Origin of the sequence: Butyrivibrio sp. INlla14, assembly GCF_900102515.1 — a bacterium.
Classification (GTDB): domain Bacteria; phylum Bacillota; class Clostridia; order Lachnospirales; family Lachnospiraceae; genus Butyrivibrio.
Genome location: NZ_FMVS01000007.1, coordinates 100,322 through 123,979, shown reverse-complemented (window position 1 = coordinate 123,979; position 23,658 = coordinate 100,322). Strand labels below are relative to the sequence as shown.

Genomic DNA, 23,658 nt, shown 5'->3' with positions numbered 1-23,658 from the left:
GGATGCCGGTCAATAGTTACATTTCCTCATCTATATCATCGACGACGTAGTACTCATCATCTGGTTTGAGGATCATATTGTGTTGCTGCTTAAGGAACTTCTCAATATCAAAAAGATTCCTCTTGCTGTAGTCTGCTGTCAGCTTATAGTTGGGATGCTTTGTCAGATCATATTTCTTTGAAAGAAATGGTCTTACACCCCTCAGCTGGACGATACACTTGGAACCGTCCAGGACAGCAAGCTCATCGATGCTCATAAGGTCATGACCTGCCTTCTGATAATTGATACCATAAGAAGGATTCATTCCACGGGTGTCCTGAACGTTGAAAAAATCAATAGTCTCTTTTCCCAGCTGGGCATTGAGATCCTTGAGAGTTGTCTGCTCTGTACCACCAAGAAAGATCTGTGAATCCATGTTGCCGACTATAGTATCAGCGTTATCCTTGTAGATAGCCTTTAGCTGCGATTTTGCCTGCAGCACAAGGCACGCTGATATCTCCCTACTTCGGATTGTAGCGACAAGCTTCTCCAGATTAGGGATCTGCCCGATGTTAGCGCACTCATCGATGAGGCACCTCACATGAACCGGAAGCCTTCCACCATAGACATCATCTGCCTTTTCGCACAGAAGATTGAAAAGCTGAGTGTAGATCATGGAAATCAGGAAGTTGAAGGTAGCATCTGTGTCTGACATGATCAGGAAAAGGGCTGTCTTCTTATCCCCGATTGTATCGAGCTCAAGCTCGTCATACATCGTGATCTCTCTGACTTCGGCAATATCGAATGGGGCGAGACGTGCGCCACAGCTTATGAGTATAGATTTCATGGTCTTGCCTGCAGCAAGGCGGAACTTTTTATATTGCCTCACTGCGAAGTGCTCAGGATTCTTTTCCTCGAGCTCTTCAAACATCAGGTCGACCGCATTCTTGAACTCTTCGTCATCCTCACGGACTTCCATGGCATTGATCATCTCAAGGAGAGTAGAAAAATTCTGCTCTTCCTCAGGAGCTTCGTAATGGATGTAACCAATAAGTGCCGTATAAAGAAGCCTCTCCGCTTTTTCCCAGAACGGATCATTACTGGTTCCCTCTCCCTTTGTGTTGACCACAAGGACATTTACAAGCTTCAGGATATCCTTATCGGTGTGCACATATTTGAATGGATTGAAATGCATACTTTTTGCAAAGTTGATGGTGTTGAACACCCTAACATCGTATCCATTCTTATATAGTGCATGGCCGGTCTCAGGGAGCAACTGTCCCTTGGGATCTGTTACTACATAGGATGAGTGCATCTGAAGAAGGTTAGGCTTGATAAAAAATCTCGTCTTACCGGAGCCGGAACCTCCCACTACAAGGACGTTCTTATTTCTTGCGTACTTGGGATTCTCCGGTCTGGAATTCATGGTAAGTTTCTCAGACTCAGAAAGAATGACGTTATTGAAAAAGTCAGGATCAACATAAGGAGCAATATCCTTACTATTCCCCCATCTTGCTGAGCCGTATTCTTCCCGGTGACGAAACTTCTTGCGGTTATCCCGCCTGTCCCATATAAAAAGAACAAGCAGCATAACCGCCAGACCTATTATTCCCACAAGAGCTCTGGGATTTTGCAAAATAGTCTCATAAGTGATCATCTTACCTTCTCCTTTGCCCTGTGGATTACCTTCTTAGGAGCACTTGCCACCTTTTCTTTGAGCTTATGAAGGCGTTCTAACAGCGAAGGGCGCTGCTCCTTCATAAGCTTTTTCTGAGTATACGCACGTATAACATCAGTGATGGCATCCTGATCCTTAGCCTTAAAGAAAACAGAATATACCGGAGGCTTCTCATTAAGGTGCTTAACAACGGCAAAATCAACGCCGTACTTTCTGGCCACCTTCTGAAAATCACGAAGCTCAGTCTTGGAAACATCTACACTGGTAACACCCTGGTCCTTACGGATGAGCTGTTTGATGCGCTGCTTGCCATGCCTGTTCGTGTTGGAGGCGGAAATCTTATTCCAGCCCTTGACTACTGCCCACTTAAGGAGCTTAATCATGGTCTTGCCGGTAAGTTTTCCCGCCTTCACACACTTATGGTAAGCAAACAGATACGCCTCTTTGGATGTAGAGTCGTTTTCCATGGTTTACCCTCCGTCAGATAGCTTCTCCTCCCTTGGTCTTAGGAGGTTTTGCGACATCCTCCTTCTTTGGAGCCTTGGAGACTTCCTCTTTCTTGGCCTTGAGATCTGAGATAAGAGAATCTTTCTCTTTTCCCGCAACCTCTCTTGCCTCGAACTTCTCAGCCAGCTCAAAGACCTTAGCCTGGGAATCGTAGTGATAAACACTATCAGTGAGCTTATCCTCAGGAGCTACCTGCGTAGCATTGACCTCTCTGACCATCTTCTCTAAGGAAGCGCGGTCAAACTGACCGTTGTCCTTCACAAGGAGAATTTCATGAATTGATGAAGGCAGGATGTAGAAACTGCCACCCAGCTTTTCAGCCGCCTGATCCATGAAATCCTGGTAAGCAAGGATTCCTGCGCCCTGGGTCTTATCCTCAACAGTTGCAACGAAGATAGGCTCATCAGCCTTAGGTCCGAGCCCGAGCATTTCTGCCTGCTCAGCACCCATCATCTCCGCCATCACCTCGGACAGTCCCTGGATTACCGCAGGTCTTACCTCCGGAGCAATTGACATCGCATCAGCGTGAAGCTGCTCTGCCGTGATACCGTAGTTATCAAGCATCTTGTTTGTCACAAGAATCGAGCTCCTTCCCTCTGAAGATGAGTCAAGAACGATACGGTAAACAATCGCCATATCCTCCATGTTCTTATGCGGAACAGTCTCAAGGAGCTCTGCATTTCTTTCTGCAGAAACAACTTCCATGGCAAGTTTGCCTTTCATCTGGCTGTAATCGGTAAGTGCCTCAAGATCAAACGCAGGATGATTATCAAGGGCATGCTCTGCAGCACTGGCAATCTGTCTGACTATCATGTCAAATGATCTGCCATCGGAATATTCCTTGAATGCAGCATCGATGCCAATGTTCACACCAATGACGCCATCCTCAGGTTTCACTACCAGAGCTTCGTAGGACTGATTCATCTTCTCAACTGTGTGAGTCTCAACTGAATACTTCCTATCGAAGATCAACTCGAGCCTGTCCTTCACCGCTTTGGCAAGGTCCTCTTTGAATGTATCGAAATCCATTCATACACCTCTTTCTGTATAATCGAGCCGTTGTTGGTTGCTGCCCCGCGGTTTTCGCCGCCAGGCCTTATGACATGAAAAAAGCACCAGTCCCACGAATGCACTTACGCACTCATGAGCTGATGCCCGGTTCATGTCTTTATTCTCTTGGCCAAGAAAAAACAAGGAAGCATTTGGCTCTTGCCTGTTCCCTTGTCCATCATAATAATATCATGCCCTAAAAAGCCTTTCAATTATCACGGCATTATCAATTTGTTTCAAAACATTATCACAGCGTTTCGGAACGTTATCATATCGTTATCATTCAAATTTGACTTCAGTTGTATAGGATTTAAGTGTCTTTACCAACGAAGCAATAACGATGTCCTTTTGATTGTCAGTAAGCTTGCTTATCGCTGAGTACAATGCTTTATCGTCCTTAGCCATCAGTATGTCTAATACCTTTTCTCCTGAAGTCATATCCAAGTCCTCACATAACTATTGTTTTTGCTGCTATAAATATGGTAACACTTTGGACTTGAATTTAGTGCAAGTTTGGAAAGAATATATTCCAATATAACGCGCTTCCACTTATGACTCATTAACCAACTTTCCAGTCATATGTTCAGGTGCAAATTCCAGGCATTGAACACGAGGTAATGCGTTCTTTAACTCCTTTTCCAGATATTCTTCATCATCGGTAAACTTTCTGACCAAAGCAGTGCAAATCTCGTAACATCATGCTTATGGTCATATTTATATACTTACGCAACTCCATATCCGATGGCTTTCGCTGAATCTATTGGACTTCCGCCGCCGTAGTGGATCATAATCTTCTTTCCGCCAAATTCTTTAATAAGGTCTGCGACCTTACTCTCTGTTCCTTTGCCAAATACCACTTTTGTAGGTGTATAGTAGCTAAATCAAACATATCGAATCCCTCCTTAAAAAACTGATTTAGTTAATAGTAACAGTCATTTCTGTATCATCAGTAAGCTCTACTTCTGAAGCTGATTTACCGACGCTGATGCGATAAGCTCCTTTAAAGGCATCCACCATAATACATCCATTTTCATCTGTTTTAACTGAGGCATCTGTCCACCACTCGTTCTTCACGAGGTCTTTCAGCATCTCATAGGATGGCTTTTGGAATTATCCAGTCTTATATAACCGCTCGGAGCCTTGAGCCAAGCTCCATCCCTGTAATCCCAGGTCGTAATGGCTTCCACAAATCCGGCTCCTTTCTTTACATTTTCAATATCCTATTTCTTTAAGCACCCTGTCCATAAGTTGCGCATTCTTTATCGAAAATTCCGGTGTTACATGAGGTGTCCCGTTACCATTAATGCATCTGCACATCTGAACTATTTCAAGTGAATAGTTCTGCGGGATGCTGACCTTTCTTTCAACAAGACCATCCGCAGTATAGACTCTGTAACCAGCATCTCCCTGCTGGTTATATTCAACCTCTGACCTGATAGAGCCTTTACTACCATGAATGTAGAGCCTGTCATATCTTGCGTTAGTGTTTTTACCGAGTACCATTCCCACATTGAAAGCAGCCCTGACACTATTCTCGAAACGGATGATTCCTGATGTCATTGCATCAACTCCAAGATCAGTAAACTCCGCGCTGGCTTTTACATATTCCGGCTCAGAATCTATAAGGGACAGGATCATTGTTGTGCAGTAACAGCCAAGATCATACATGGCTCCTCCGCCAAGATCCTTGTGTAGTCTAATGTCTTCCTTGTATCCTTGGGTCACGAATGCCGTCTCGATATAATCCACATCACCAATGACTCCATCTGCTATGTCTTTCTTAAGGCTCTCCACATATGGACTGTGGAGATAAGCATACGCTTCCATCAGATAAACGCCATTTTCTTTGGCGGTATCAAACATCAATTTTGCTTCATCTGCATTAAGCGCCAGAGGCTTCTCGCAGATAACATGTTTACCGGCACTAAGAGCTTCTTTTACCCACTTAAGATGCAGGTTATTGGGAAGTGGGATATAAACTGCCTGAACATCCTTATCTGCAATTAATTCTTCATAGCTTCCGTACGCCTTCTGAAAGCCAAATTCCTGTTTGAAGCTCTCCGCTTTTTCAAGGCTTCTGCCTGCAATAGCATATAGTTCACAATCTTCTGCCAGTTTCATACCGGGAATTGTGCACCCTCTTGCTATATTAGCTGTTCCAAGTACGCCCCATTTTATTTTTGCCATAACACCACCATTCCTTTCTTTATCTCTGACTTTCAATGAACTTCATCTGTGGACTTTCATTGCTCAGCTGCATCAGTTCGATCTTGATACCGTCAGGATCATGTGTCCAGCACTGCCAGTTGAAATCGGCCCCCTGTTTTGGTGCATCGTCCTGTGGAGCACCTGTATCAACAATCCTCTTCCATGCATCCTGTATGTCATCAACTGCTACGCAAATATGAAAAAATCCTATATTTTCATCCCTGTAAGGATTCTCATTTATACCACCATAGAACAGTTCAATGAGCTGTCCTCCGCCGCCATAGATGTAAACAATCCATGGCTCACCATTTTCAGGCTTGTTAATCTCAAAAGCCTTTTTTAAATCCCAGTGTTTCCTCATAAAATGCTATGGTCTTCTTCATATCCTTTACGTTAAATGCTGCGTGGCTGATCCCTTTTACCATGATGTCCTCCTTTAGTAGTACATATCAAATCCCGTCTCAAGCTTTGTAGCATATGCCTTTCCCGCATCGGGAAGCATGGAAAGCATATAAATGGTCTTATAAATATCTGCGAAATCATCCTGTATCACGCATTGTCCCGTTTTTTCACATGATCCCCAGCCGTTTCCACATGCCCTTTCATAAACTGTTCCTTGGCCGACGCTGTCAGCCCGTCATCATTCGGGCTTGACCATATAACTGCCACCTTCTTCATGAATGCCGCCCCCTTTCCTTCTTAAAAAGGATAATCAAGTCCTTCGTTTGTAATAAATCTATGTCCCGTAAAGTCTTCACGTCTTTCTGCAAAGAGATTTTTTAATATCCCAGCTGCCTCATAAGAAGAAAGAGGCGCCGGATTATCCTCTTTTCCATCTGTCCTTATCCATCCCGGATGGACAGCAAATATATTGACTTTCTTTTCATCCCTGAACGTGTTAAAAAGGTTCATCGTTGCCATATTAAGTGCTGCCTTGCCCATTCCGTAATCTATCATGTTTGTCCTGTAGCACTTCTCAATGCTCCCTGCTTCAGATGAGATGTTCATGATAAGTGCAGTCCCTTCAGCATTTGTCAGAAGCGGGTAGAATGCCTTGATTACTCTCATTGTTCCGACAGCGATGAGGTCTAATGTTCTGGGGATAAGGTCGAGATCTGCTTCAAAAAAACTCTTGTCACAGTCAGGTGAAACTCCGACCGCATTGTTTATCAGCGTATCAATATGATCCACTTTTTTTGCTACATCTTTTGCTGCACTGTTTACAGATTCACTGTCCAGAAGATCCATAGTTGCAACTATCAGCCTGTCGCCATACTTTTCCTTAAGAGCATCAACATCTGCAGAAGGCTTTCTGACAGTAGCTATCACTGTGTCTCCTGCCTCAAGGTATCTGAGTACGAGATTATAGCCAAGCGCATAGCTCCTGCCTGTTCCGGTAACCATTACTACATCTGCCATTTTCATCCTCCTTATTTTCAGTCAAGGGATCCCAAATAAGCTGGAATGTTTTTTTCTGCATGTTCTACAGCCTGCTCAACTGTCATTCCGTAGAAGTTCGATGCTCCAAAGCATCTTCCTGACTTCTTGTCATCCACAAATGCTCCTACAACAACTCCCGGCAGTGAGCTTTCAGGTGCATTTGGCGCACTTGGTCCGCCAAGATCTGTCCTGCACCATCCGGGATCAGTAAGATTTATCATTACATTGGTGCCATCATACACTGATGCAAGATCCATAGTCACTTTGTCCAGTGCTGCCTTACTTGCCGAATATCCTGCCTGCTGGGGTTCTCTCCTGATTCCACTTGTAGTATTAACAATCCTTCCAAAATCCCTTGCCTTCATGCCAGGAAGGAAATGATATGCGATCATCATCGGTGCAATAGTGTTTATCTTAAAGCTTTCTTCATAATCTGATACAGGTGTCTGCAGATACTCTGTCCTGTATGCTATCTGTATACCTGCATTGTTGAGGATGATATCAACATCTACTCCAAGCTCATCTATCTTCAAAAGCATATCTTCTACTGCCGAAATATCAGATAGCTCACAGGCCACAGGAACAGCCTCAACACCAAGTTCCTTTACCTTAGCTACGACATTCTCCAGATGTTCCAGTGTTCTTCCCTGCAGAATGAGGTTGCACCCTCTCTCTGCCATAATTTCTCACAAATCTATATGCCCATCCTGATAAGGAACATATATACAGCAGTACCCAAAAGAATGCTGAGTACAGCATTTCTTTTCCATGCCTGCATCCCTACCACCATAGCTCCTGCTACCACCTCCGGTATACCATGTGAACCTGATGTAAAAGAAACATCCTTAAGGCAGTATATGACAAGTAATCCTATAGTTGCCTGTGGGAGTACCTTCCCAAGATAAGTAATGTATTTAGGAGTATTTTCCCCAAATACAAAAAAAGGAAGGAAGCGCAGTGCCATGGTAGTAACAGCCATTGAAGCAATGAGTATCAAAGCCATTATCTGTTGCTCTCCTCCTTCTTTCTCATAAACGTAAGTACAATTGTTATCAGAAACATTGCCGGTATCAAAAACTTCTCAGGGCCTAATAATACCAGGCACAAGACAGTACAGATGATCCCTGTCAGAGCCGGAATATGATTCCTGGAAGTGAGCCACTGCTCAGTAAAAGATGCTATGAAAAGCGCAGTCATCGAGAACTCTATCCCTCTGACAGAAAAAGGTATTACTTTTCCAAGGATGCTTCCAATCAGTGTTCCTGCAACCCAATAGCAGTGGTTGAACAAAGAAACAAAAAACCTGTAACAATTGATATCAGTAACACCAGATGCATCATCACATAAAAGCGAATATGTCTCGTCTGTCAGTGCAAAGATAAGATAAGGCTTATAAGTACCTGCATCCCTATACTTGCCGATCATTGAAATGCTGTAGAACAGATGCCGGGCATTTACCATGATTGTCGTAATTACGGTCGTTAAGACAGATGCTCCCCCTGTCAGAAGCCCGACTCCTACATACTGCATCGATCCTGCATATATAAAAAGGCTCATTAAGAGCGCCCAAACCACACCGTATCCGGCATCACGAAGAAGAATTCCAAAACCGATTCCAAGAACTATATATCCTGCCATTACCGGCACTGACTTATAAAACGCTTTAGTTACTGTTTCTGCTCTGCCCGCCATCTTTTATATTTGCCTTCTCCACTTGCATATATCGAATTTGTTCTGTATTATAAATCATACAACTTGAAGTTAACTTTAACTCAAGTACTTTTGCTTTTTTCAACTTTTTATTATATATATAATTTTTCGGAGGGATCATGATCTATACAATCACTGAGCTGTCAAAGCAGTTTAATCTGCCTGCTTCGACAATAAGATACTATGAGAAAATCGGTTTACTGGAGAATGTTGAACATGTAAACTCACGCAGATTTTACAATGATTCTCATATAGACCGCTTAAATGCTATAGAATGTTTCAAAAAAGCCCTTCTTCCCCTGGACGATATCAAGCTTTTCTTTTCATATGAAAAGGATATGGAAGCAAATTCTGAAAAAATACTTGAGATGATGAAGTCCCAGGAAGTCAGGACACAGAAATCACTGGAAGCACTCCAGACAGGCCTTGCCCACCTTCAGAAAAAGATCCGCTTTTACACTCTGGTCAGCGAAGCCGTTAAGAATAAAACTCCCATGCCTGACTGGAACGATGTTGTATGACAGTTTGTAGCTTATCAAGGATACTTACATGGCCAGAATATTGAATCTTATTATTGTCATTCTAGAATTCATTTCATATTCAAAAAGTATTAAGGACAGACAGTTTCTTAAAGGCTTTGTCTTCTACACACAGATATCCAATTTTCTTACATTGATATCTTCGCTTGCACTGGTTATTTTCGGACAGCGGTACTATGTAGAAGTGTTAAGACTGATGACTGTTACCATGATGTGCATGACGTTCTTTGTTACTACATTCATTCTGGTCCCCATGTCCGGAAAGGTAAAAGAGCTTCTCTTCTCCGGAGCAGGACTTTATCATCATCTGATAATTCCTATACTGACAACAGTATCATACATTTTTGCTGAAGAACGTGCCTCCTATGGATGGATCATTCTACCAGCTCTTTTCACCCTTGTATACGGACTTGTCATGGTTCATCTCAACGCTATCGAAAAGGTCGATGGTCCGTATCCTTTTTTCAAGGTAAAAACACTTGGCATAAGAAATACAGTCATATGTCTGGCTGCATTGTTTGCAGTAGTAAGCATTATCTCAGCTGCAGTATCATACCGAAGCCCCCTGCAGACTGACGTGAAATATGTATTTGTTCACGGGCTTTCAGGTTGGGGGAGCTACGATGCAAGGAACGAATTTATTCCCTACTGGGGACTTACAAGCGGAAACATAATAAGATACCTGAACAACCTGGGCTATGAAAGCTATGCTGCCTCTGTGGATCCCACCGGAAGCGCCTGGGACAGAGCCTGTGAACTGTATGCACAGCTTTCTGGGACAAGAGTTGACTACGGCGCTGCCCACAGTAAGGCCGCAGGACATGAGCGTTTTGGAGAAGATTTTACGGGCAGGGCACTCGTAAAGGATTTTGGCACATCAAGAGTCGCACTTATCGGTCACTCCTTTGGTGGCGCAACAATAAGACTGTTTTCCGAGATACTGAAAAATGGCTCTTATAAAGAGCGCAGCTGCACCGATGAAGCAGATCTGTCACCTTTCTTCAAAGGTGGTAACGGCGATAACCTGCTTTCCATAGTGACTCTGGCCGCACCAACAAACGGAACCACTGCATATGACCTCTATGAAGATGAAGACTTTGACCGATCAGCCATATATATTCCTGATGAATATGAGAAAAACAGTGATGCCGTATCAAAAGGTACTAAGGCTGTCCCTGACGGAAGACAGTCCTATGACTATGCTTCCTTTGACATGCATATAGACAACGCGCTGGCATTGAATGAAAGAATCACTACCTTCGAGGATGTATACTACTTTGCCTATCCTTGCTATTCAACAATCCAAAACGCTGATGGGAGCATATCTCCTGACCCGGAAATCACTGAGAACTTGTTCCTGAAAAGTGCAACTTACATGAGCTGTTATACCGGCACTACAAAAGGCGGCTTTACGATTGATGAATCCTGGCAGCCAAACGATGGACTGGTAAATACCATTTCGGCCGGGGCTCCAATAGGCGCTCCCAGCACCGAATATGTCAAGGGTACCACAATCATTCCAGGACAATGGTATATCATGCCGGCATACCACGGAGATCATATGTCACTTCAGGGCGGTCTTACTAAAAGAACTAATGTAAAGCCATTCTACCTTGAGCTTGTAAAACTGATTGCTCAATGTCGGTGAGGGTAGTTCATTATTCTCTCGTAAGCAAGTCTTGGATCATTGTCCTCATAAACATAAATCGTACCGCAATGGGTAAATCCAAGTTTTCCCAGCATCCCCTGCATTACCATGTTGTCCCCATGCGTGTCTATCCTAAGATGTCCACATTGTTCCAACGCCCACTCGATACAAAAGGATCCTATTCCCTTTTCAGAACCATTAGAAGCTATCCTGTGAACAACTCCGTACCGGTTATCTCCTATCCACTCGCCATCATCTATTGTCCGGTAAGTAGGTTCAATGTTTTCTCCCTGATTGAAAAAGAATGTTCCGACCACTTCTCCGTTCTCATTCTCACATACGTAGCTGCAGCCTGTCTCGATATCATCCCTGATTAGCTCCTCAGGAGGCCAGTTCCTTTTGCCCCACTGATTGGGATTTCCGTGCTCTGCCATAAACTTACGGGCATGAGCGTATATATCCATTACTCTTTCAATATCTTTCTCAGTTGTTTTCCTTATCTTCATATGTCCATCCATGTTCGCCATGATATATCATCAGTCTGGTCATTCCGCCATCTATACAGATGTTTTCTCCGGTGATAAATCCTGCTTTATCGGAGCACAGGAACATTACCATCTCTGCAATATCCTCAGGCTTTCCAACTCTTCCCACCAGCTGCTGGGTCGCATCCACTCCATCAATCGTATTATCAGTAGTATTTATCCATCCCGGAGATATGCTGTTTACGCGCGCCTTTCCAGCCAGGCTCACGGCCATTGCATGTGTCAGAGCTGATATCCCCCCTTTCGCTGCAGTATAGCTCTCAGTCTGAGGCTGGCTCATGCGGTCTCTTGAAGAAGCAATGTTTATTATACATGCACTTTCTGCAAAATAAGGCATCAGGAGCTTGGTGAGATAAAACGGAGCCGTTACACCAACAGACAGTGCATATTGGAATTCTTCATAGCTGCACTCATCGATTCCTCTCATGATCGGGAGCGCATTATTAATTATATAATCCACGTGGCTGGACTTATCAATCACACTCTTCGCAAACTCCTCAAGAGTCTCCTTATTTGCCACATCCCCAACAAACCAGTCTCCCGGCTTTATATCTATGATATGAACCTCTATGCCACTGGCTCTGAATGCATCGACGATTGCCTTGCCAATCCCATGTCCTCCACCGGTTACGACAGCAACTTTATCAGCCATAAGATCCTCCTGAATATGAGTTCAACACAAAATCAAATCATATATATCGTACACAATTTAATAAGATGATACAATCAATAAACGCAAAAATAACAGCCACGAACATTTCATAGCTGTTATCTGTAGAGATCTTTATTCAATTACAATCTCTCTAAACTGAAAAGGCTACTGTATCAAATGCATAGGTCTTATCAAGCTCATGCTCATTTTCAGACCATGTAGCTTAATAGTGAATGACTGAATCGTCTATATCAGATACTTTTGCAAATCCAGTACAGCTCATCAGGTATCTGAGCTCATCTCCTACATGGTTTATGAAGTCACGCACTCCGCTTACACCGCCTGTTTCAAGCGAAGGCAGCATGGAACGCCCTACAGCAGCTGCGTCCGCTCCAAGGGCCAATGCTTTAAAAACATCTGCACCGGAAGCAATTCCGCAGTCAACAATAATCTTCACATCACGTCCCTCAAGAGCTTTCTTAATTTCCGGTAAAACCATCATAGGTGGAACCGCATAAGGAATCCTTCCATGATGATGGCTGACTATGATAGCCTTTGCACCAATATCAGCACATTTAACAGCATCGGAAACGCTAAGGACTCCCTTTACAACAAAGGGAATCTTTACCATTTCCACATAGCCTCTTAGCATGTCTGCGGTCTGGTATGACATATCTTCGCCCACGACAACATCATATCCTTTATCGCCAAAGATGTGGTCGATATCCATACCTACGCCAAAAGCTCCTACCGATTCTGCATACTGCATCTGATCTTTTACCTTACCATTGTCAGCGTAAGGCTTTACAATCCTAACTGTTTTTGCTCCTGTATCAGCTATTATCTTAAACTGGTCATTTTCCATCATTCCGCAGAAGTTCAGTATATTGCACTCTTTTGCAGCCATGGAGTATTCCTCAAGTCCGTTATGCTCCCTTCCTGCATAATTGCCAAGATGAGAAAAAGCAGGTGTCATGACCGGCATTGAAAATGTATCACCTAAAAAATCTATACTTGTATCAGCAACAACTGAGTCTATATACCTTGCTTCGATGAGCAGGCTGTCCATGTACTTTTGTGTGATCACATTTGCATCAGATAGTCTGGTATAGTCCATTTAGCTCCTCCTTCAGGTATCCGAGGTATTTAAGGTAGTCCTCATCAGTACTTAAGTGTTCCAGTATTACCGGCATCTCGGGATCGATCTCATTCATTTTGGTTACATAGTACCTAAGCGGGAATTCACCGCAACCAGGTGCACATTCTTCCAGCCTGACAGTATATTTTTCTGCAAGGTGGACATCTTTAATATGGCAGCTGCGTATCTTTGTGCCCAGGATCTCAGCGCATTCATCCACAAACTCTTCTGCATTAAAATATCTGTCGATGGAATTGATCATGTTTATGACATCCATATGAACAGCGAACCTGTCTCTATCGATCTCATCAATAAGTTTCGCATAATCCTTTGGACTTGTGGGAATCATCCAGGGCATCGGCTCCAGAGTGAAATATGTATTTTTCACATCAGCCCTGTCAATTATCTCCCTGACCATGCTGATTGTTTCATCACGGAGCTCTTTTGAAAAGTTCTCCTTATAAGCTCCATCCCATATGTCTCCTACTGTTCCTGCCACATTTACGCAGCATCTTGCCCCGAGATATTCAGCTAACTTTAGCTGCTCCACACAATAGTCTCTGTTCTTTTTTCTCTCATCAGGATTCTTTGACAGGGCGTTTCTCCAGATGCCAACCTCAGCTATCATGAGTCCTTCCCTGTCAGCAGCTTCCTTATATTCTATTATCTTCTTTTCCGGTTCGTTACTCTGAACAGGGAAAACCACAGCACTACATCCCTGCTCTTTCTGGTATTTTGCCCAGTGTTCTCCACTGTCATATACAAGTGGTGAAGAAGTTCCAAGTCTCATCTTTCCCTCCAGCTGTCACTATCAGATGGCAATGCTCAGACCATCATCTGATATATCTTTGTGCAGTCATTTTCATCAAGGGTAACAAATCCTGAAATGCTTCCTGTTCTGCCGTCGCCATAACAGAGTGCCTTTACGAGGGCAGGGATATCCTCCTCTTTAGCCCCAAGCTCAGCAAAGCTTAAAGGCATACCGATACCTTTAAGGAAGTTCTCAAGTGCTGCAATACCTGCAAGTGCTGTTGCTTCAGGATTGTCGAAATCCATCTGACACCCCCATACGCGGACTGCAAGCTTTGCGAATCTCATCACATCATGCTTATAAACATATTTGAATACAGCAGGCATTGTTACTGCAAGACCTGCACCATGGGCACAGTCATACAATGCTGAAAGCTCATGCTCAATATTATGGCTGTTCCAATCCTGGCTTCTGCCTACGCCGCAGGAATTATTGTGAGCCATCATCCCTGCCCACATGATGTTTGCTCTAGCCTCATAGTTATTGGGATCCTCAATCACTCTCGGTCCCTCATGGATCATCGTAAGCATCAGCCCTTCTATAAGCCTGTCAGTAACCTCAACCTCTTTTGAATTTGTAAGATATCTCTCATGGAGGTGAGCTAAGATATCTGTGATTCCGGCTGCTGTCTGGTAAGGTGGAAGGGTCTGTGTAAGAGCAGGATTAAGAATGCTGAACTTCGGTCTTATGGCATCCCCACTGGCTCCCCTCTTGAACATACCCTCTTCCTTGGTTATTACGGAATCGGGGCTTCCTTCACTTCCCGCTGCAGCTATTGTAAGGATTGTTCCTACAGGAAGAGCCTCTTCAATCCGCTTTCCCATATAGAAATCCCAGAAATCTCCGTCATATACAGTTCCGGCAGCAATTGCCTTTGATGAATCTATTACACTTCCGCCGCCCACAGCAAGAACAAAATCAATGTTCTCTTTTTTGCAGAGCTCTATTCCCTCATAAACAAGGCCACTCCTGGGATTAGGCTTTACGCCTCCAAGAAGTACATAAGGGATGCCCTCTTTATCAAGGGAAGCCTTTACCCTGTCAAGAAGTCCAGACTTTACAACACTTCCTCCACCGTAGTGGATAAGTACCTTGCTTCCGCCAAATCTCTTAACAAAAGAACCTGCTTCATTCTCTCTGTCTTTTCCAAATGCAAAAAATGTCGGTGAGTAAAAGTTAAAGTTTTCCATGCTAAAGCCCTCCTGTTATTCTGTGTTATGGTAAAAATTTCCCGGAAGAAAGGTACAGTCTGTACCACTCTTCGTGTGTAAGTTCAATCTTGTCTGCTTCTGCCATCTCAGTCAGATGCACTGGGTTCATGGTTCCAGCTATTACCTGCATTTTCGCAGGATGTCTTAATATCCAGGCTATGGCAATTGCAGCTTTTGTAACACCATACTGCTCTGCCAGTTCTCCCAATACCTTGTTCAGCTCAGGAAACTCAGGATTATCAATGAACATTCCCTTGAACATTCCATGCTGCAGAGGAGACCATGCCTGAATGGTAATGTCGCTTAAACGGCAGTAATCAAGTGCCCCACCATCGCGCATAACAGACATATCTGTGGTCTTATTATTCATGTAAAGATCCTGATCAATGAGCTGTGACTGCTCCAGAGAGAGCTGCAGCTGGTTGATCTTTAGAGGCTGCTTTACATACCTTTTCAAAAGCTCAATCTGCATCGGCATGGTATTGCTCACGCCGAAATGTCTTACCTTGCCTGCAGCTTCCAGCTCATCAAAGGCCTCCGCTATCTGCTCAGGGTCATAGAGAAGATCCGGTCTGTGAAGAAGGAGCACATCAATATACTCCATCTTAAGTCTCTTCAGAATCCCGTCCACGCTCTCTATGATATTTGACTTCCTCCAGTCAAATATCTGCTTGTCGAATCTGAGTCCGCACTTTGACTGGATGATCAGGTCTTCTCTTTTCACATCTGTAAGCGCAATCGCATCGCCAAATCTGGTCTCCGCCTCACCATCGCCATAACAGGTAGCATGGTCAATGTAATTAATACCCAGCGATACGGCTGTTTCGATCATTTTTGCTGCAGCCTCTGTGCTGAGGGCAGGCATTCTCATACATCCCAGAATCAGTCTTGATGCACTTTCAGGTCCATTTGCTATGTTAATTGTCTGCATTAGTTAATACTCCTTTCGTAACTGTTTTGTCATAACTCAGGGTTTGATTCCTGTTTTCCAAAAGCTTTTTCAATCCAGAATCTCAGCAGCTTCTTTCATGAGCTGTATTATTGGTAGATGCTGAGGGAAGACGCTTTCACACTGTCCGCATCCTATGCAGTCAGAGGCCGCTCCAAAACGTCCTTTGAGTCCATTGTAGAAATTCTTGGAACGCCAGTCATCAGGGTATCTTCTAAGTGTGTTGATCGTCCTGAAAACATCCGGAATACTTATATTCTTAGGGCACCCAGGTGTACAGTATTTGCATGCTGTGCATCCTATCTGAGGTATGCTGAGGATTTCTTTTGTAACCTCATCAATTATCTGCTGTTCCTCCCCTTACAGGCTCCATTACCACAATGGGAATGTTCCTCTTATGCAGAATATTGTATAAAGCTTCTGAACGGACAACAGGATTGGTTCTGTCAACGTCGCTTTCCTTTTTTATCTCCCATGCAGGTAGTTTAGTCGCAAGCATAAAGCTGTCTCTTGGGTACCGTTTTACAAGCGCCTCCCTTGCAGCCACCTCTGATTTACCACCATGGTAAACCCAAGCTTTGGCATGTCGTTTAAGTTTATTGCCATAGAAAACCTCCTTCTCCAATTACCCATTATGTACATGCCGGTTTGCCAACCCACTTGCACGTACTTTAATTGTCCTGTATCATATATCATACATCTTGAAGTTAACTTTAACTCAAGCGGTTTTTCTTGCTTTGAAATTTTCGAAGATTCGAATTAAAACAAGACACCACCTCAAAAAAAGAGGTGATGCCTGTATGTATTACTTTTACAAAGAATCAATAAAACTGAATACTTTCTGAAAATACAGATCAGGATTCAAATACAATGACTGCCCATGGCCTGCCCCTTCCACAACATAAATATCCTTCTGTGTCGGGCATGCTTCATAGAGACTGTAGACCATATCGGTGTTCACAAAATTGTCCTCAGATCCATGTATAAAGAAAATTGGTATATTTGTCTTCTTTACCTGCTCAATAGCAGATGCTTCCTGGAATGAATACCCCGCTCTAATCTTTGAAATAGCACTGGCTGTATAGAGAATCGGGAACTGGGATATATGGAAAAGATATCTCGCTTCATCCGTGAACTCATCCCATACAGAAGTATATCCGCAGTCATCAATGATGGCCTTCACATTCTCAGGAAGGTCTTCTCCCGAAGTCATCATCACAGTTGCTCCGCCCATTGATACACCATGAAGAACAATCTCCGCCTGCGGATCCAGATCAAGAACATAATCTATCCAGAGCTTTACGTCTTCTTTATCAAGCCAGCCCATTCCAATAAGCTTTCCTTCACTGTCTCCATGAGAACGCATATCAGGCGTCAGAATGTTATATCCCTTTTCTGCATAATACCTGGCATATGAATACATGTGCTCGCGCTTTCCTGTATAGCCATGGATTGCTATGAGCCATTTATGGCTATTTGAATCAGTATTGAAAATGTCTCCAACAAGATCCAGACCATCACCTGACTTAATAGAAATCACTGTCTTTTTTGCAGAATCCACCCATTCATCTGTGAGTTTACTGATTGTTTCCCACACTTTGTTCACAGTGTCCTGCGTATCTTCTGTAGTAGTCGGCGTTGGCGCTACGGCCACACCTGATGCTGATGCCCTCGAAAGAGCAAAAGAGACCAGGTAGTTACCGGCAAACAGATCTAGTACCACCAGTGCAACTACAGCAATTATCACAATCCTTTTTATTATGGTGCTACGTTTTGATTTCTTACTCATTTACCTGTACTCCTATGTGCGTACATCAGCCCTCAAAGAAGAGCTTTGATGCATGCCTCAACATCTGCCACATCAGCTGTAGGCTCGAAGCGGGCAACCACGTTACCTTCCCGGTCTACTACAAACTTGGTAAAGTTCCACTTAATATCAGGCTTCTTGTCCCAGTCAGGGTCAGCTTCAGCAAACATCTTTTCAAGTACTTCTCTGTACTGATGATCCTGAAAGCCTTCAAATCCCTTCTGAGACTTGAGATATGTATAAAGCGGAAGTTCATTCTCTCCGTTTACATCTGCCTTTTTCATCTGCGGGAATGTTGTATTGTAATGAAGGGTACAGAACTCATGGATCTCATCATCAGTTCCCGGAGCCTGGCCGCCAAACTGGTTGCATGGTATATCCAGAACCTCAAGCCCTTTGTCATGGTAATTCTCATATAGCTCTTCTATCGGCTTGTACTGAGGTGTAAATCCGCAGCCTGTAGCCGTGTTAACAACAAGAATTACCTTTCCCTTGTAATCAGCAAGATCAAGCTCTTCTCCGGTTCCTGTAGTCACTTTGTAATCGTAGATCATTCCTTTAGTCCTCCTTGTTCAAAATCACCAGATATATTTCTTTGCAAATTTAACTGCTTCATCCCTGCCTCCATCAACAGCCTTGCTCTTGAAGTACAGGGTATCACTTTCAACAGGAATGCCCTTCTCAGAAAGTGCATTCTTTATAAGATCCAGTGCATGTTTTGACAGCCATGATGTTGAAAATACAACAGCCCTACCAACCATATCTGCAGGCAGTGTCTTTAAATACTGCTTCAGGTTGTCATCAATGCCATAAGCATAGAGTGCTCCACCTATAAAAAGGACATCTGCCTTCTCAGAAATTGCTGCATCCTTGGAATCCACTGAAACAGCACTTACTCCTGCTGCTTCCGCAATATACTCTGCGACTTTCTTTGTGTTACCTGACCTTGAGTAGTACCTTACTGCTACGCTCATGACATCCTCCTTAGTTATATTTCTAATTTATATTTTGTTACATTTAATTGTGTGCAATATTTATTATAATACCATCCCACAAAAAATCAAGCCCCCAACTTTATAAAAAGTTGAAGGCTAATCTTAATTCAGCCAAAAGAGCATTATCACAACTATTAAACCCTATTTAACCTGCGTCTACTCTTCCTGTATTCTTCTATCTCTTCTGCTATTGTACTATAATCACGCAAAACAGTTCTTCATATGCGTTTGAACCATCCAAAATTCCAATATAACTTACTATCGCTTCATCTAGGCAAATGTGAATTTATCACTTCCCTTTTCTGACATAGATCAGCAAGAAATTAAGGATATCATACAACCCTTTATCCAAAAACTCCTTATCTCTTACACCATATTCATGTCCCGATTCAAACCATTCCTGCCATGCTATGTCATAACACTCTGCTTCTTTGACATCGATTCTGCAGCAGTCGCCACATTCTTTGTTTAACAGATTCTCCCACCATGTAGCGGTTTTAAAGAGTTCGGAATCATCGCCTTCGGCCCAAGTTTCAAATAGTTGTTTTATCTCGCCCTGCGGTTGTTCTTTTAACCCCGGAATAGCAATCATCACATAACCGTTCTCCTTGACAAATGGCAGGATCTTCTCTGCAAATACGCCTTCCTTACATCCAAAATAATGGTAAGAGTCCACGCTGACAATGCTATCAAAATAGTCTTCGGCAAAAGGCATCAGTTCTGTAAGTCTGATGTATCTAAACACTTGCGTTCTGTTTAGTCCACTTGCCTTACCAACAATGTCCCCTGAGTTTGACTTTGTTTCTTCAAGAAACAAAGTTCCTGTTAACTCTTTCCCTTGGTGCTTAATTGCATCCATTTTCATCTTAAAAGCAAATGCTCTTTCGCTAGGAAGAATCTCTTCCCTCTGCATGTTCGCATTAACCATTGCAATCGTGGCATCATCATTGGTCATTTCCTTGATGATTGCCGGAATCTTCCTAAGCCCAGCTTTTTTAGCTGCATGGAGCCTTCTGTGGCCGGAAATCATCTCATAAGTGCCTTCATCATCCGGTCTTACAAGAACCGGAGTAAGAACTCCGCTTTCCTTGATGCTTTCCACCAGCTCATCCATCTTTTCATCATCAACAACCCTGAAAGGATGATTCTCAAAGGGATATATAGTCATTACATCTAGATCTACAGTCCCCTCGGTGCTTGGAACACCGAGGAGCTCATCTATACTAGATAGCTTTACTTTCTGACCAACTCTTTGTGCCATTGTTCATAACCTCCTTTATGAAACTCGTGTAAGCAAATGCTGCCTTTCCTTTTGGATCATATTGGTACAGGCTGCTTCCTGAAGCGCTTATCTCGGCAGCTCTCACAGATAAGGGGATCTCTGTCTCAAAAACATTGATGCTTGATGAATAGACATCATAAATCTGAGCAGCAATGTCTTTTGCGTAGTTGGTTCTGTTATCCACCATAGTGATGAGTATCCCCTCAATTTCGAGTTTGGGATTGAGCTGACGCTTGACTCTTCCTATAGTCTTAATAAGCTGCTGCAACCCCTTTACAGGAAGATATGCAGCCTGGCAGGGAATAATAACAGAATCTGCACAGGCAAGCGCATTTATGGTCATCATGCCAAGAGATGGCATACAATCAATAATTATGTAGTCATAAAGCTCTCTGGCCTTGTCCACATACTCTCTGAGGATTGTCTCCCTGCTAATAACACCGGTCATGCTGATTTCCAGACTGGAAAGCTCGATATTGCCCGGCATCAGGTCAACTCCTTCCGAATGATGAATGAGGCCCTGTGAGACATCCACCGGCTCGTCATTGATGATATTTACAAGAGCTGTAGCCAGGGAATAGTCCAGTCTGTCCGGCTCATCACAGCCTAGACTGATCGTCATTGATCCCTGGGGATCCGCGTCGATATTCAGTACCCTGTAACCTTCTCTTGCAAGCCCGATGCCCAGATTTACGGCAGAAACGGTCTTCCCTACACCCCCTTTTTGGTTTGCTACTGCTATGACCTTAGACATATCTTTTCCTCCTTATTCCTCAAATGACTCGATGAAAGCATCGATTTTTTCCGTGTTACACAGAACCACGCCTTTTACCTTTCGGGTAGCCTTAGCGTCTTTTGCAAGCTGCTCAAATGTATGAAGCCCCATTGAGTAGAGCTCTGCACCTTCTGCGTACCTCACATATTTTTTCTTGCCTTCCTTAACCAATTCTTCGATGTTATCAACCAGTTTTCTTCTTGCCATATCTTCGTCCTCTCTTTTCAAATCCAATATGCAGTTTTTCTCGATGTATTCATCAAGAACATCCAGATCTACAAGGGCTGTCTTTCGTAGCTTTATATTTGCCTTGGCCTCCTTGCAGATATTCACAAATGACCAGTAAGCCATCGCATAGAGCCTCGCTCCCTGGGCGTAGGTGCAGTAGCGATGTTTCTTACCTTCCAGGTACTTCTCCAGATTAACTGGCGGTGGGGATTTTGAACGATTCATCTGTAACCTCCGTTTTTTGGTGTTACAGGATGTGATTTAAGAAAAAAGAATTGAGATTTTTAGAAATAAAAAAACCACATTTCCTCTTTTTGATAGAGAGAAATGTGGATTAGAATTAAGCTTCTTTGGATTCAAAAAGATATGAACCGCTTATTCCTCGAGACATTTGCCCCGGGATAAAGACTTTTCTCAAAATCTTTATCCCGTTTAAGTCGTTTTTGGACCATTTTTCGGACTTTTTTATGTCTACATATTCATCCATGGAAGCCCTGTTTCATGCTGGCAATCTGTACGTACTCATCCACTGACATACTATGATGTCCAATGGAATCGTTGTAAATCCAATGCATTTTTGGATTCAGCGGGTTCTCCACGGAGAAACGTGGTAAATACGCGAAGCTGTGTGTCATTTGCTTGATTTTAGCGTCGGGATTGCTCCGGTGCTGGAGTATATAGGTGTCAAATCCTACCGATAGATGTATAGCTTAGAATTTACCCAATTCCAAATTTTGTATATAGCTGGAATTATTTTCCTGCTTTTGGTGTCAATCGAGTGTCAAATCCATTTCAAACGACACTCTTTGGAATTTAGGTTTTATGCTGATTTCTGGTATCATCCGCTTGAAATAAAAACCGAATGACACTACTTTTTTCAAAAATACATAACGTATTTTTAACTTTACTATCTAATTATAAACTTTCCCTGAAGGTAAGACAATACTTCCTGTTTCTTTTCTTTATGCACTTCTGTGTAAATATCCATCGTTGTACTGAAGTCTGAGTGCCCCATAATATCCTGGATAACTTTGACATTTGACTCCACTTCACAAAGTCTGGTGCAGAAAGTATGGCGTAAGTTGTGGCATGTAAAATGAGGCAATATGATGGGCTCTCTTCCATCTTCCGCTGCCAACACCTCTTCTGCTTCATTGTGGGCTGCAATGATGCTTTTGATTGCTCTGTTCACAGCTCCCTGCAGATAGGTCTTATGCTCAGATGTACAGAAAACAAATCCCGAATGCCCATCTACTTCTTCCGTACAGAACCCAAGGACTTTCTGATACTGATACTCAAGAATGATTGCTTCCATCACTTCATCAAAAATTGGTATGAGTCTTGTTCCAGCCTCAGTCTTCGGCAACTCAATTCTCTTAATGCACTTGCCGGTATCATCAACAGGTCTGTATTCCAAAGTATGATTTACACTGATGAATCTCTCCGATAGATCGATGTCCTTCCATTCGAGCCCGAGGCATTCTGAAATCCTCATTCCGGTACCTATCAGCGTTGCAATCAGCGGATACCAGCCTTTGAACTCCGTGGAATTGTAAATGAAGTTCATAAAGGATCTCTGCTGTGGAATAGAAAGTGCAAATCTCTCTCCTTCAACCCAATCATCACTTGCTTTAATCTCAGTCAAAACACCTTCTGCAGGATTCCTGAGAAGAAGCTGATCCCTTACAGCAAGTTTCAGGGATGGCTGAATCAGATTGTTGATACGTTCTACTGTAGAACCTGATAGTCCTTCATCTACCAGTAAGCTGTGATAAAAGATCTTCAGATCGGAGTATTTGATATCAACAATTCGCTTAAGCCCGAATCCATTTCTGACACGGCAATTGTACAGACTGTTATACCCGGCTCTGGTGGAATCCATCACCTTGTAATTCTGGCTAATGTATCTGTCGTACAAAGTATTAAGAGTCATCTTTGATGCGCTTGCATAATCAAGCTCGTAAGCCATCTCTTTCATGACCAGCTTTTCTTTTTCGCGGAGCTCCATCAGAGTATTTGCATATACAAATCGTCTCTTCTTAAAGCCATCCTTGTAGTTGTATACATACCTGCCATCTTTTTTCTGGCTCTCTCCTTTGCGGAGTGCATATCCATTTTTATCTTTTCTTGTATTTTTACTGTCTGCCTTCGGTCTTGACATTCTATCACCTTCCTTTCGGTGAAGAATGGTCTTTGTGCTGGCCTCCTGTTCCTGCCCACATGGGCATAAGCCGGTTTATAATTTGCGCTTGAAGTAATGAGAATTCCGCACATTACTGCTGAACTCACCACTTATACAATTATGATATTACCAGCGTTTGCCATGCGTCAACACTAAAAACCATTCTTCGATATACAATTTTCCTGTGTCATTTTTGGTCAAAAAAATCCCTCTGCCGACCATCTGATCAGTAGAGGGAAATCCCATCATTTACATGACACGCAAGGTACATGCCATGCATCCATGGTCATAATCATGCGTCTTCAGGCCTATAGCCCGTATCAT

At 43.1% G+C, this 23,658-nt stretch carries 29 protein-coding genes and 1 pseudogene; 2 read left to right on the top strand and 28 right to left on the bottom strand.

The genetic code is table 11. The features are described 5' to 3' along the window. Positions 1–16: 16 nt before the first annotated feature. The 13 genes and pseudogenes from BLO53_RS06205 to BLO53_RS06165 form a co-directional block, all read right to left on the bottom strand. Positions 17–1,597 (bottom strand): annotated as a pseudogene (locus tag BLO53_RS06205) (VirD4-like conjugal transfer protein, CD1115 family); the annotation flags it as partial. A 35-nt stretch (positions 1,598–1,632) separates the two neighbouring features. Next, positions 1,633–2,124 carry a PcfB family protein gene (locus tag BLO53_RS06200; protein WP_092059765.1) on the bottom strand — a complete coding sequence of 164 codons (492 nt, stop codon included), beginning with the start codon at positions 2,122–2,124 and terminating at the stop codon, positions 1,633–1,635. A gap of 13 nt (positions 2,125–2,137) precedes the next feature. Next, positions 2,138–3,193 (bottom strand): DUF5688 family protein, encoded by a 1,056-nt coding sequence (locus tag BLO53_RS06195; RefSeq protein WP_176757188.1) that lies wholly within the window; start codon positions 3,191–3,193, stop codon positions 2,138–2,140. 300 nt (positions 3,194–3,493) lie between these two features. After that, positions 3,494–3,652 carry a hypothetical protein gene (locus BLO53_RS19140; protein WP_176757187.1) on the bottom strand — a complete coding sequence of 53 codons (159 nt, stop codon included), beginning with the start codon at positions 3,650–3,652 and terminating at the stop codon, positions 3,494–3,496. Positions 3,653–4,129: 477 nt separating this feature from the next. Then, a complete protein-coding gene (locus tag BLO53_RS19135) occupies positions 4,130–4,288 on the bottom strand; it encodes a hypothetical protein (RefSeq protein WP_176757186.1) in 159 nt (52 codons plus the stop codon). Positions 4,289–4,426: 138 nt separating this feature from the next. Then, positions 4,427–5,401 (bottom strand): Gfo/Idh/MocA family protein, encoded by a 975-nt coding sequence (locus tag BLO53_RS06190; RefSeq protein ID WP_092059882.1) that lies wholly within the window; start codon positions 5,399–5,401, stop codon positions 4,427–4,429. Between the two features lie 19 nt (positions 5,402–5,420). Continuing rightward, positions 5,421–5,783, bottom strand: a complete 363-nt coding sequence (locus BLO53_RS06185) for a VOC family protein (protein ID WP_207648468.1) — start codon at positions 5,781–5,783, stop codon at positions 5,421–5,423. After that, the gene (locus tag BLO53_RS19770) at positions 5,749–5,847 is read right to left on the bottom strand and encodes a VOC family protein (RefSeq protein WP_207648467.1); all 99 of its coding nucleotides are present in this window, start codon (positions 5,845–5,847) and stop codon (positions 5,749–5,751) included. Before BLO53_RS19770 ends, BLO53_RS06185 begins: the two co-directional genes overlap by 35 nt. 124 nt (positions 5,848–5,971) lie before the next feature. Next, on the bottom strand, positions 5,972–6,100 hold the full coding sequence (locus BLO53_RS19765) for a hypothetical protein (RefSeq protein ID WP_255363882.1): 129 nt from the start codon (positions 6,098–6,100) through the stop codon (positions 5,972–5,974). Positions 6,101–6,121: 21 nt separating this feature from the next. Continuing rightward, complete coding sequence (locus BLO53_RS06180) at positions 6,122–6,841, bottom strand: SDR family NAD(P)-dependent oxidoreductase (protein ID WP_176757185.1); 720 nt, start codon at positions 6,839–6,841, stop codon at positions 6,122–6,124. A gap of 17 nt (positions 6,842–6,858) precedes the next feature. Further along, positions 6,859–7,542, bottom strand: a complete 684-nt coding sequence (locus BLO53_RS06175; RefSeq protein ID WP_092059761.1) for an SDR family NAD(P)-dependent oxidoreductase — start codon at positions 7,540–7,542, stop codon at positions 6,859–6,861. 14 nt (positions 7,543–7,556) lie between these two features. After that, positions 7,557–7,865, bottom strand: a complete 309-nt coding sequence (locus tag BLO53_RS06170) for a branched-chain amino acid transporter permease (protein WP_092059759.1) — start codon at positions 7,863–7,865, stop codon at positions 7,557–7,559. Next, positions 7,865–8,554 carry an AzlC family ABC transporter permease gene (locus tag BLO53_RS06165; protein ID WP_092059757.1) on the bottom strand — a complete coding sequence of 230 codons (690 nt, stop codon included), beginning with the start codon at positions 8,552–8,554 and terminating at the stop codon, positions 7,865–7,867. The genes BLO53_RS06170 and BLO53_RS06165 overlap by 1 nt, the downstream gene beginning before the upstream one ends. Positions 8,555–8,691: 137 nt before the next feature. On the opposite strand from BLO53_RS06165, the gene BLO53_RS06160 reads away from it, so the two are divergent. Together BLO53_RS06160 and BLO53_RS06155 are read left to right on the top strand one after the other, a co-directional pair. Beyond that, positions 8,692–9,093, top strand: coding sequence for a MerR family transcriptional regulator (locus BLO53_RS06160; protein WP_092059755.1), 402 nt, complete (start codon positions 8,692–8,694; stop codon positions 9,091–9,093). A gap of 28 nt (positions 9,094–9,121) precedes the next feature. After that, the gene (locus BLO53_RS06155) at positions 9,122–10,759 is read left to right on the top strand and encodes an esterase/lipase family protein (protein ID WP_092059753.1); all 1,638 of its coding nucleotides are present in this window, start codon (positions 9,122–9,124) and stop codon (positions 10,757–10,759) included. Here BLO53_RS06155 and BLO53_RS06150 read toward each other — a convergent pair. The 15 genes from BLO53_RS06150 to BLO53_RS06085 all read right to left on the bottom strand — a co-directional run bounded on the left by BLO53_RS06150 (position 10,747) and on the right by BLO53_RS06085 (position 23,313). Further along, positions 10,747–11,265: a GNAT family N-acetyltransferase gene (locus BLO53_RS06150; RefSeq protein WP_092059751.1), complete on the bottom strand. Its 519-nt coding sequence runs from the start codon at positions 11,263–11,265 to the stop codon at positions 10,747–10,749. The two genes, BLO53_RS06155 and BLO53_RS06150, sit on opposite strands and share 13 nt — an antisense overlap. Further along, positions 11,243–11,956 (bottom strand): SDR family oxidoreductase, encoded by a 714-nt coding sequence (locus tag BLO53_RS06145; RefSeq protein ID WP_092059749.1) that lies wholly within the window; start codon positions 11,954–11,956, stop codon positions 11,243–11,245. Before BLO53_RS06145 ends, BLO53_RS06150 begins: the two co-directional genes overlap by 23 nt. Before the next feature lie 223 nt (positions 11,957–12,179). Then, a complete protein-coding gene (locus tag BLO53_RS06140) occupies positions 12,180–13,073 on the bottom strand; it encodes an alpha-hydroxy-acid oxidizing protein (RefSeq protein WP_092059747.1) in 894 nt (297 codons plus the stop codon). Beyond that, positions 13,051–13,884, bottom strand: coding sequence for a sugar phosphate isomerase/epimerase family protein (locus BLO53_RS06135; RefSeq protein WP_092059745.1), 834 nt, complete (start codon positions 13,882–13,884; stop codon positions 13,051–13,053). Before BLO53_RS06135 ends, BLO53_RS06140 begins: the two co-directional genes overlap by 23 nt. Before the next feature lie 35 nt (positions 13,885–13,919). Beyond that, the gene (locus tag BLO53_RS06130) at positions 13,920–15,095 is read right to left on the bottom strand and encodes an iron-containing alcohol dehydrogenase (RefSeq protein ID WP_092059743.1); all 1,176 of its coding nucleotides are present in this window, start codon (positions 15,093–15,095) and stop codon (positions 13,920–13,922) included. A 25-nt stretch (positions 15,096–15,120) separates the two neighbouring features. After that, positions 15,121–16,047, bottom strand: coding sequence for an aldo/keto reductase (locus tag BLO53_RS06125; RefSeq protein WP_092059741.1), 927 nt, complete (start codon positions 16,045–16,047; stop codon positions 15,121–15,123). 69 nt (positions 16,048–16,116) lie between these two features. Further along, complete coding sequence (locus BLO53_RS19995) at positions 16,117–16,368, bottom strand: 4Fe-4S dicluster domain-containing protein (protein WP_442857212.1); 252 nt, start codon at positions 16,366–16,368, stop codon at positions 16,117–16,119. 34 nt (positions 16,369–16,402) lie between these two features. Next, a complete protein-coding gene (locus tag BLO53_RS19595; protein ID WP_242875315.1) occupies positions 16,403–16,690 on the bottom strand; it encodes a hypothetical protein in 288 nt (95 codons plus the stop codon). 186 nt (positions 16,691–16,876) lie between these two features. Beyond that, entirely contained in the window at positions 16,877–17,854 is a 978-nt protein-coding gene (locus BLO53_RS06115) for an alpha/beta hydrolase (RefSeq protein WP_092059739.1), read from the bottom strand. 32 nt (positions 17,855–17,886) lie between these two features. After that, a complete protein-coding gene (locus BLO53_RS06110; RefSeq protein ID WP_092059737.1) occupies positions 17,887–18,426 on the bottom strand; it encodes a glutathione peroxidase in 540 nt (179 codons plus the stop codon). Positions 18,427–18,450: 24 nt separating this feature from the next. Next, the gene (locus BLO53_RS06105; protein WP_092059735.1) at positions 18,451–18,846 is read right to left on the bottom strand and encodes a flavodoxin family protein; all 396 of its coding nucleotides are present in this window, start codon (positions 18,844–18,846) and stop codon (positions 18,451–18,453) included. Between the two features lie 310 nt (positions 18,847–19,156). Further along, positions 19,157–20,128 carry a ParB/RepB/Spo0J family partition protein gene (locus BLO53_RS06100; RefSeq protein ID WP_092059733.1) on the bottom strand — a complete coding sequence of 324 codons (972 nt, stop codon included), beginning with the start codon at positions 20,126–20,128 and terminating at the stop codon, positions 19,157–19,159. After that, positions 20,091–20,903, bottom strand: coding sequence for a ParA family protein (locus tag BLO53_RS06095; RefSeq protein ID WP_092059731.1), 813 nt, complete (start codon positions 20,901–20,903; stop codon positions 20,091–20,093). Before BLO53_RS06095 ends, BLO53_RS06100 begins: the two co-directional genes overlap by 38 nt. Before the next feature lie 12 nt (positions 20,904–20,915). Then, on the bottom strand, positions 20,916–21,377 hold the full coding sequence (locus tag BLO53_RS19990; RefSeq protein ID WP_330388827.1) for a DUF6462 family protein: 462 nt from the start codon (positions 21,375–21,377) through the stop codon (positions 20,916–20,918). 682 nt (positions 21,378–22,059) lie between these two features. Next, positions 22,060–23,313 carry a site-specific integrase gene (locus tag BLO53_RS06085; protein ID WP_091869863.1) on the bottom strand — a complete coding sequence of 418 codons (1,254 nt, stop codon included), beginning with the start codon at positions 23,311–23,313 and terminating at the stop codon, positions 22,060–22,062. Between the last annotated feature and the right edge of the window lie 345 nt (positions 23,314–23,658).

Excerpts from the sequence above, each read along its gene's own strand:
- BLO53_RS06135 (WP_092059745.1), bottom strand. The coding sequence starts at position 13,884 with ATGAGACTTGGAACTTCTTCACCACTTGTATATGACAGTGGAGAACAC.
- BLO53_RS06160 (WP_092059755.1), top strand. The coding sequence starts at position 8,692 with ATGATCTATACAATCACTGAGCTGTCAAAGCAGTTTAATCTGCCTGCT.
- BLO53_RS06145 (WP_092059749.1), bottom strand. The coding sequence starts at position 11,956 with ATGGCTGATAAAGTTGCTGTCGTAACCGGTGGAGGACATGGGATTGGC.
- BLO53_RS06110 (WP_092059737.1), bottom strand. The coding sequence starts at position 18,426 with ATGATCTACGATTACAAAGTGACTACAGGAACCGGAGAAGAGCTTGAT.
- BLO53_RS19140 (WP_176757187.1), bottom strand. The coding sequence starts at position 3,652 with ATGACTTCAGGAGAAAAGGTATTAGACATACTGATGGCTAAGGACGAT.
- BLO53_RS06130 (WP_092059743.1), bottom strand. The coding sequence starts at position 15,095 with ATGGAAAACTTTAACTTTTACTCACCGACATTTTTTGCATTTGGAAAA.
- BLO53_RS06155 (WP_092059753.1), top strand. The coding sequence starts at position 9,122 with ATGGCCAGAATATTGAATCTTATTATTGTCATTCTAGAATTCATTTCA.
- BLO53_RS06100 (WP_092059733.1), bottom strand. The coding sequence starts at position 20,128 with ATGGCACAAAGAGTTGGTCAGAAAGTAAAGCTATCTAGTATAGATGAG.
- BLO53_RS06095 (WP_092059731.1), bottom strand. The coding sequence starts at position 20,903 with ATGTCTAAGGTCATAGCAGTAGCAAACCAAAAAGGGGGTGTAGGGAAG.
- BLO53_RS06165 (WP_092059757.1), bottom strand. The coding sequence starts at position 8,554 with ATGGCGGGCAGAGCAGAAACAGTAACTAAAGCGTTTTATAAGTCAGTG.
- BLO53_RS19765 (WP_255363882.1), bottom strand. The coding sequence starts at position 6,100 with ATGAAGAAGGTGGCAGTTATATGGTCAAGCCCGAATGATGACGGGCTG.
- BLO53_RS06200 (WP_092059765.1), bottom strand. The coding sequence starts at position 2,124 with ATGGAAAACGACTCTACATCCAAAGAGGCGTATCTGTTTGCTTACCAT.
- BLO53_RS06195 (WP_176757188.1), bottom strand. The coding sequence starts at position 3,193 with ATGGATTTCGATACATTCAAAGAGGACCTTGCCAAAGCGGTGAAGGAC.
- BLO53_RS06170 (WP_092059759.1), bottom strand. The coding sequence starts at position 7,865 with ATGGCTTTGATACTCATTGCTTCAATGGCTGTTACTACCATGGCACTG.
- BLO53_RS06185 (WP_207648468.1), bottom strand. The coding sequence starts at position 5,783 with ATGAGGAAACACTGGGATTTAAAAAAGGCTTTTGAGATTAACAAGCCT.
- BLO53_RS06115 (WP_092059739.1), bottom strand. The coding sequence starts at position 17,854 with ATGAGTAAGAAATCAAAACGTAGCACCATAATAAAAAGGATTGTGATA.
- BLO53_RS06105 (WP_092059735.1), bottom strand. The coding sequence starts at position 18,846 with ATGAGCGTAGCAGTAAGGTACTACTCAAGGTCAGGTAACACAAAGAAA.
- BLO53_RS06150 (WP_092059751.1), bottom strand. The coding sequence starts at position 11,265 with ATGAAGATAAGGAAAACAACTGAGAAAGATATTGAAAGAGTAATGGAT.
- BLO53_RS19770 (WP_207648467.1), bottom strand. The coding sequence starts at position 5,847 with ATGGTAAAAGGGATCAGCCACGCAGCATTTAACGTAAAGGATATGAAG.
- BLO53_RS06180 (WP_176757185.1), bottom strand. The coding sequence starts at position 6,841 with ATGGCAGATGTAGTAATGGTTACCGGAACAGGCAGGAGCTATGCGCTT.
- BLO53_RS06125 (WP_092059741.1), bottom strand. The coding sequence starts at position 16,047 with ATGCAGACAATTAACATAGCAAATGGACCTGAAAGTGCATCAAGACTG.
- BLO53_RS06175 (WP_092059761.1), bottom strand. The coding sequence starts at position 7,542 with ATGGCAGAGAGAGGGTGCAACCTCATTCTGCAGGGAAGAACACTGGAA.
- BLO53_RS06140 (WP_092059747.1), bottom strand. The coding sequence starts at position 13,073 with ATGGACTATACCAGACTATCTGATGCAAATGTGATCACACAAAAGTAC.
- BLO53_RS19990 (WP_330388827.1), bottom strand. The coding sequence starts at position 21,377 with ATGAATCGTTCAAAATCCCCACCGCCAGTTAATCTGGAGAAGTACCTG.
- BLO53_RS06085 (WP_091869863.1), bottom strand. The coding sequence starts at position 23,313 with ATGTCAAGACCGAAGGCAGACAGTAAAAATACAAGAAAAGATAAAAAT.
- BLO53_RS06190 (WP_092059882.1), bottom strand. The coding sequence starts at position 5,401 with ATGGCAAAAATAAAATGGGGCGTACTTGGAACAGCTAATATAGCAAGA.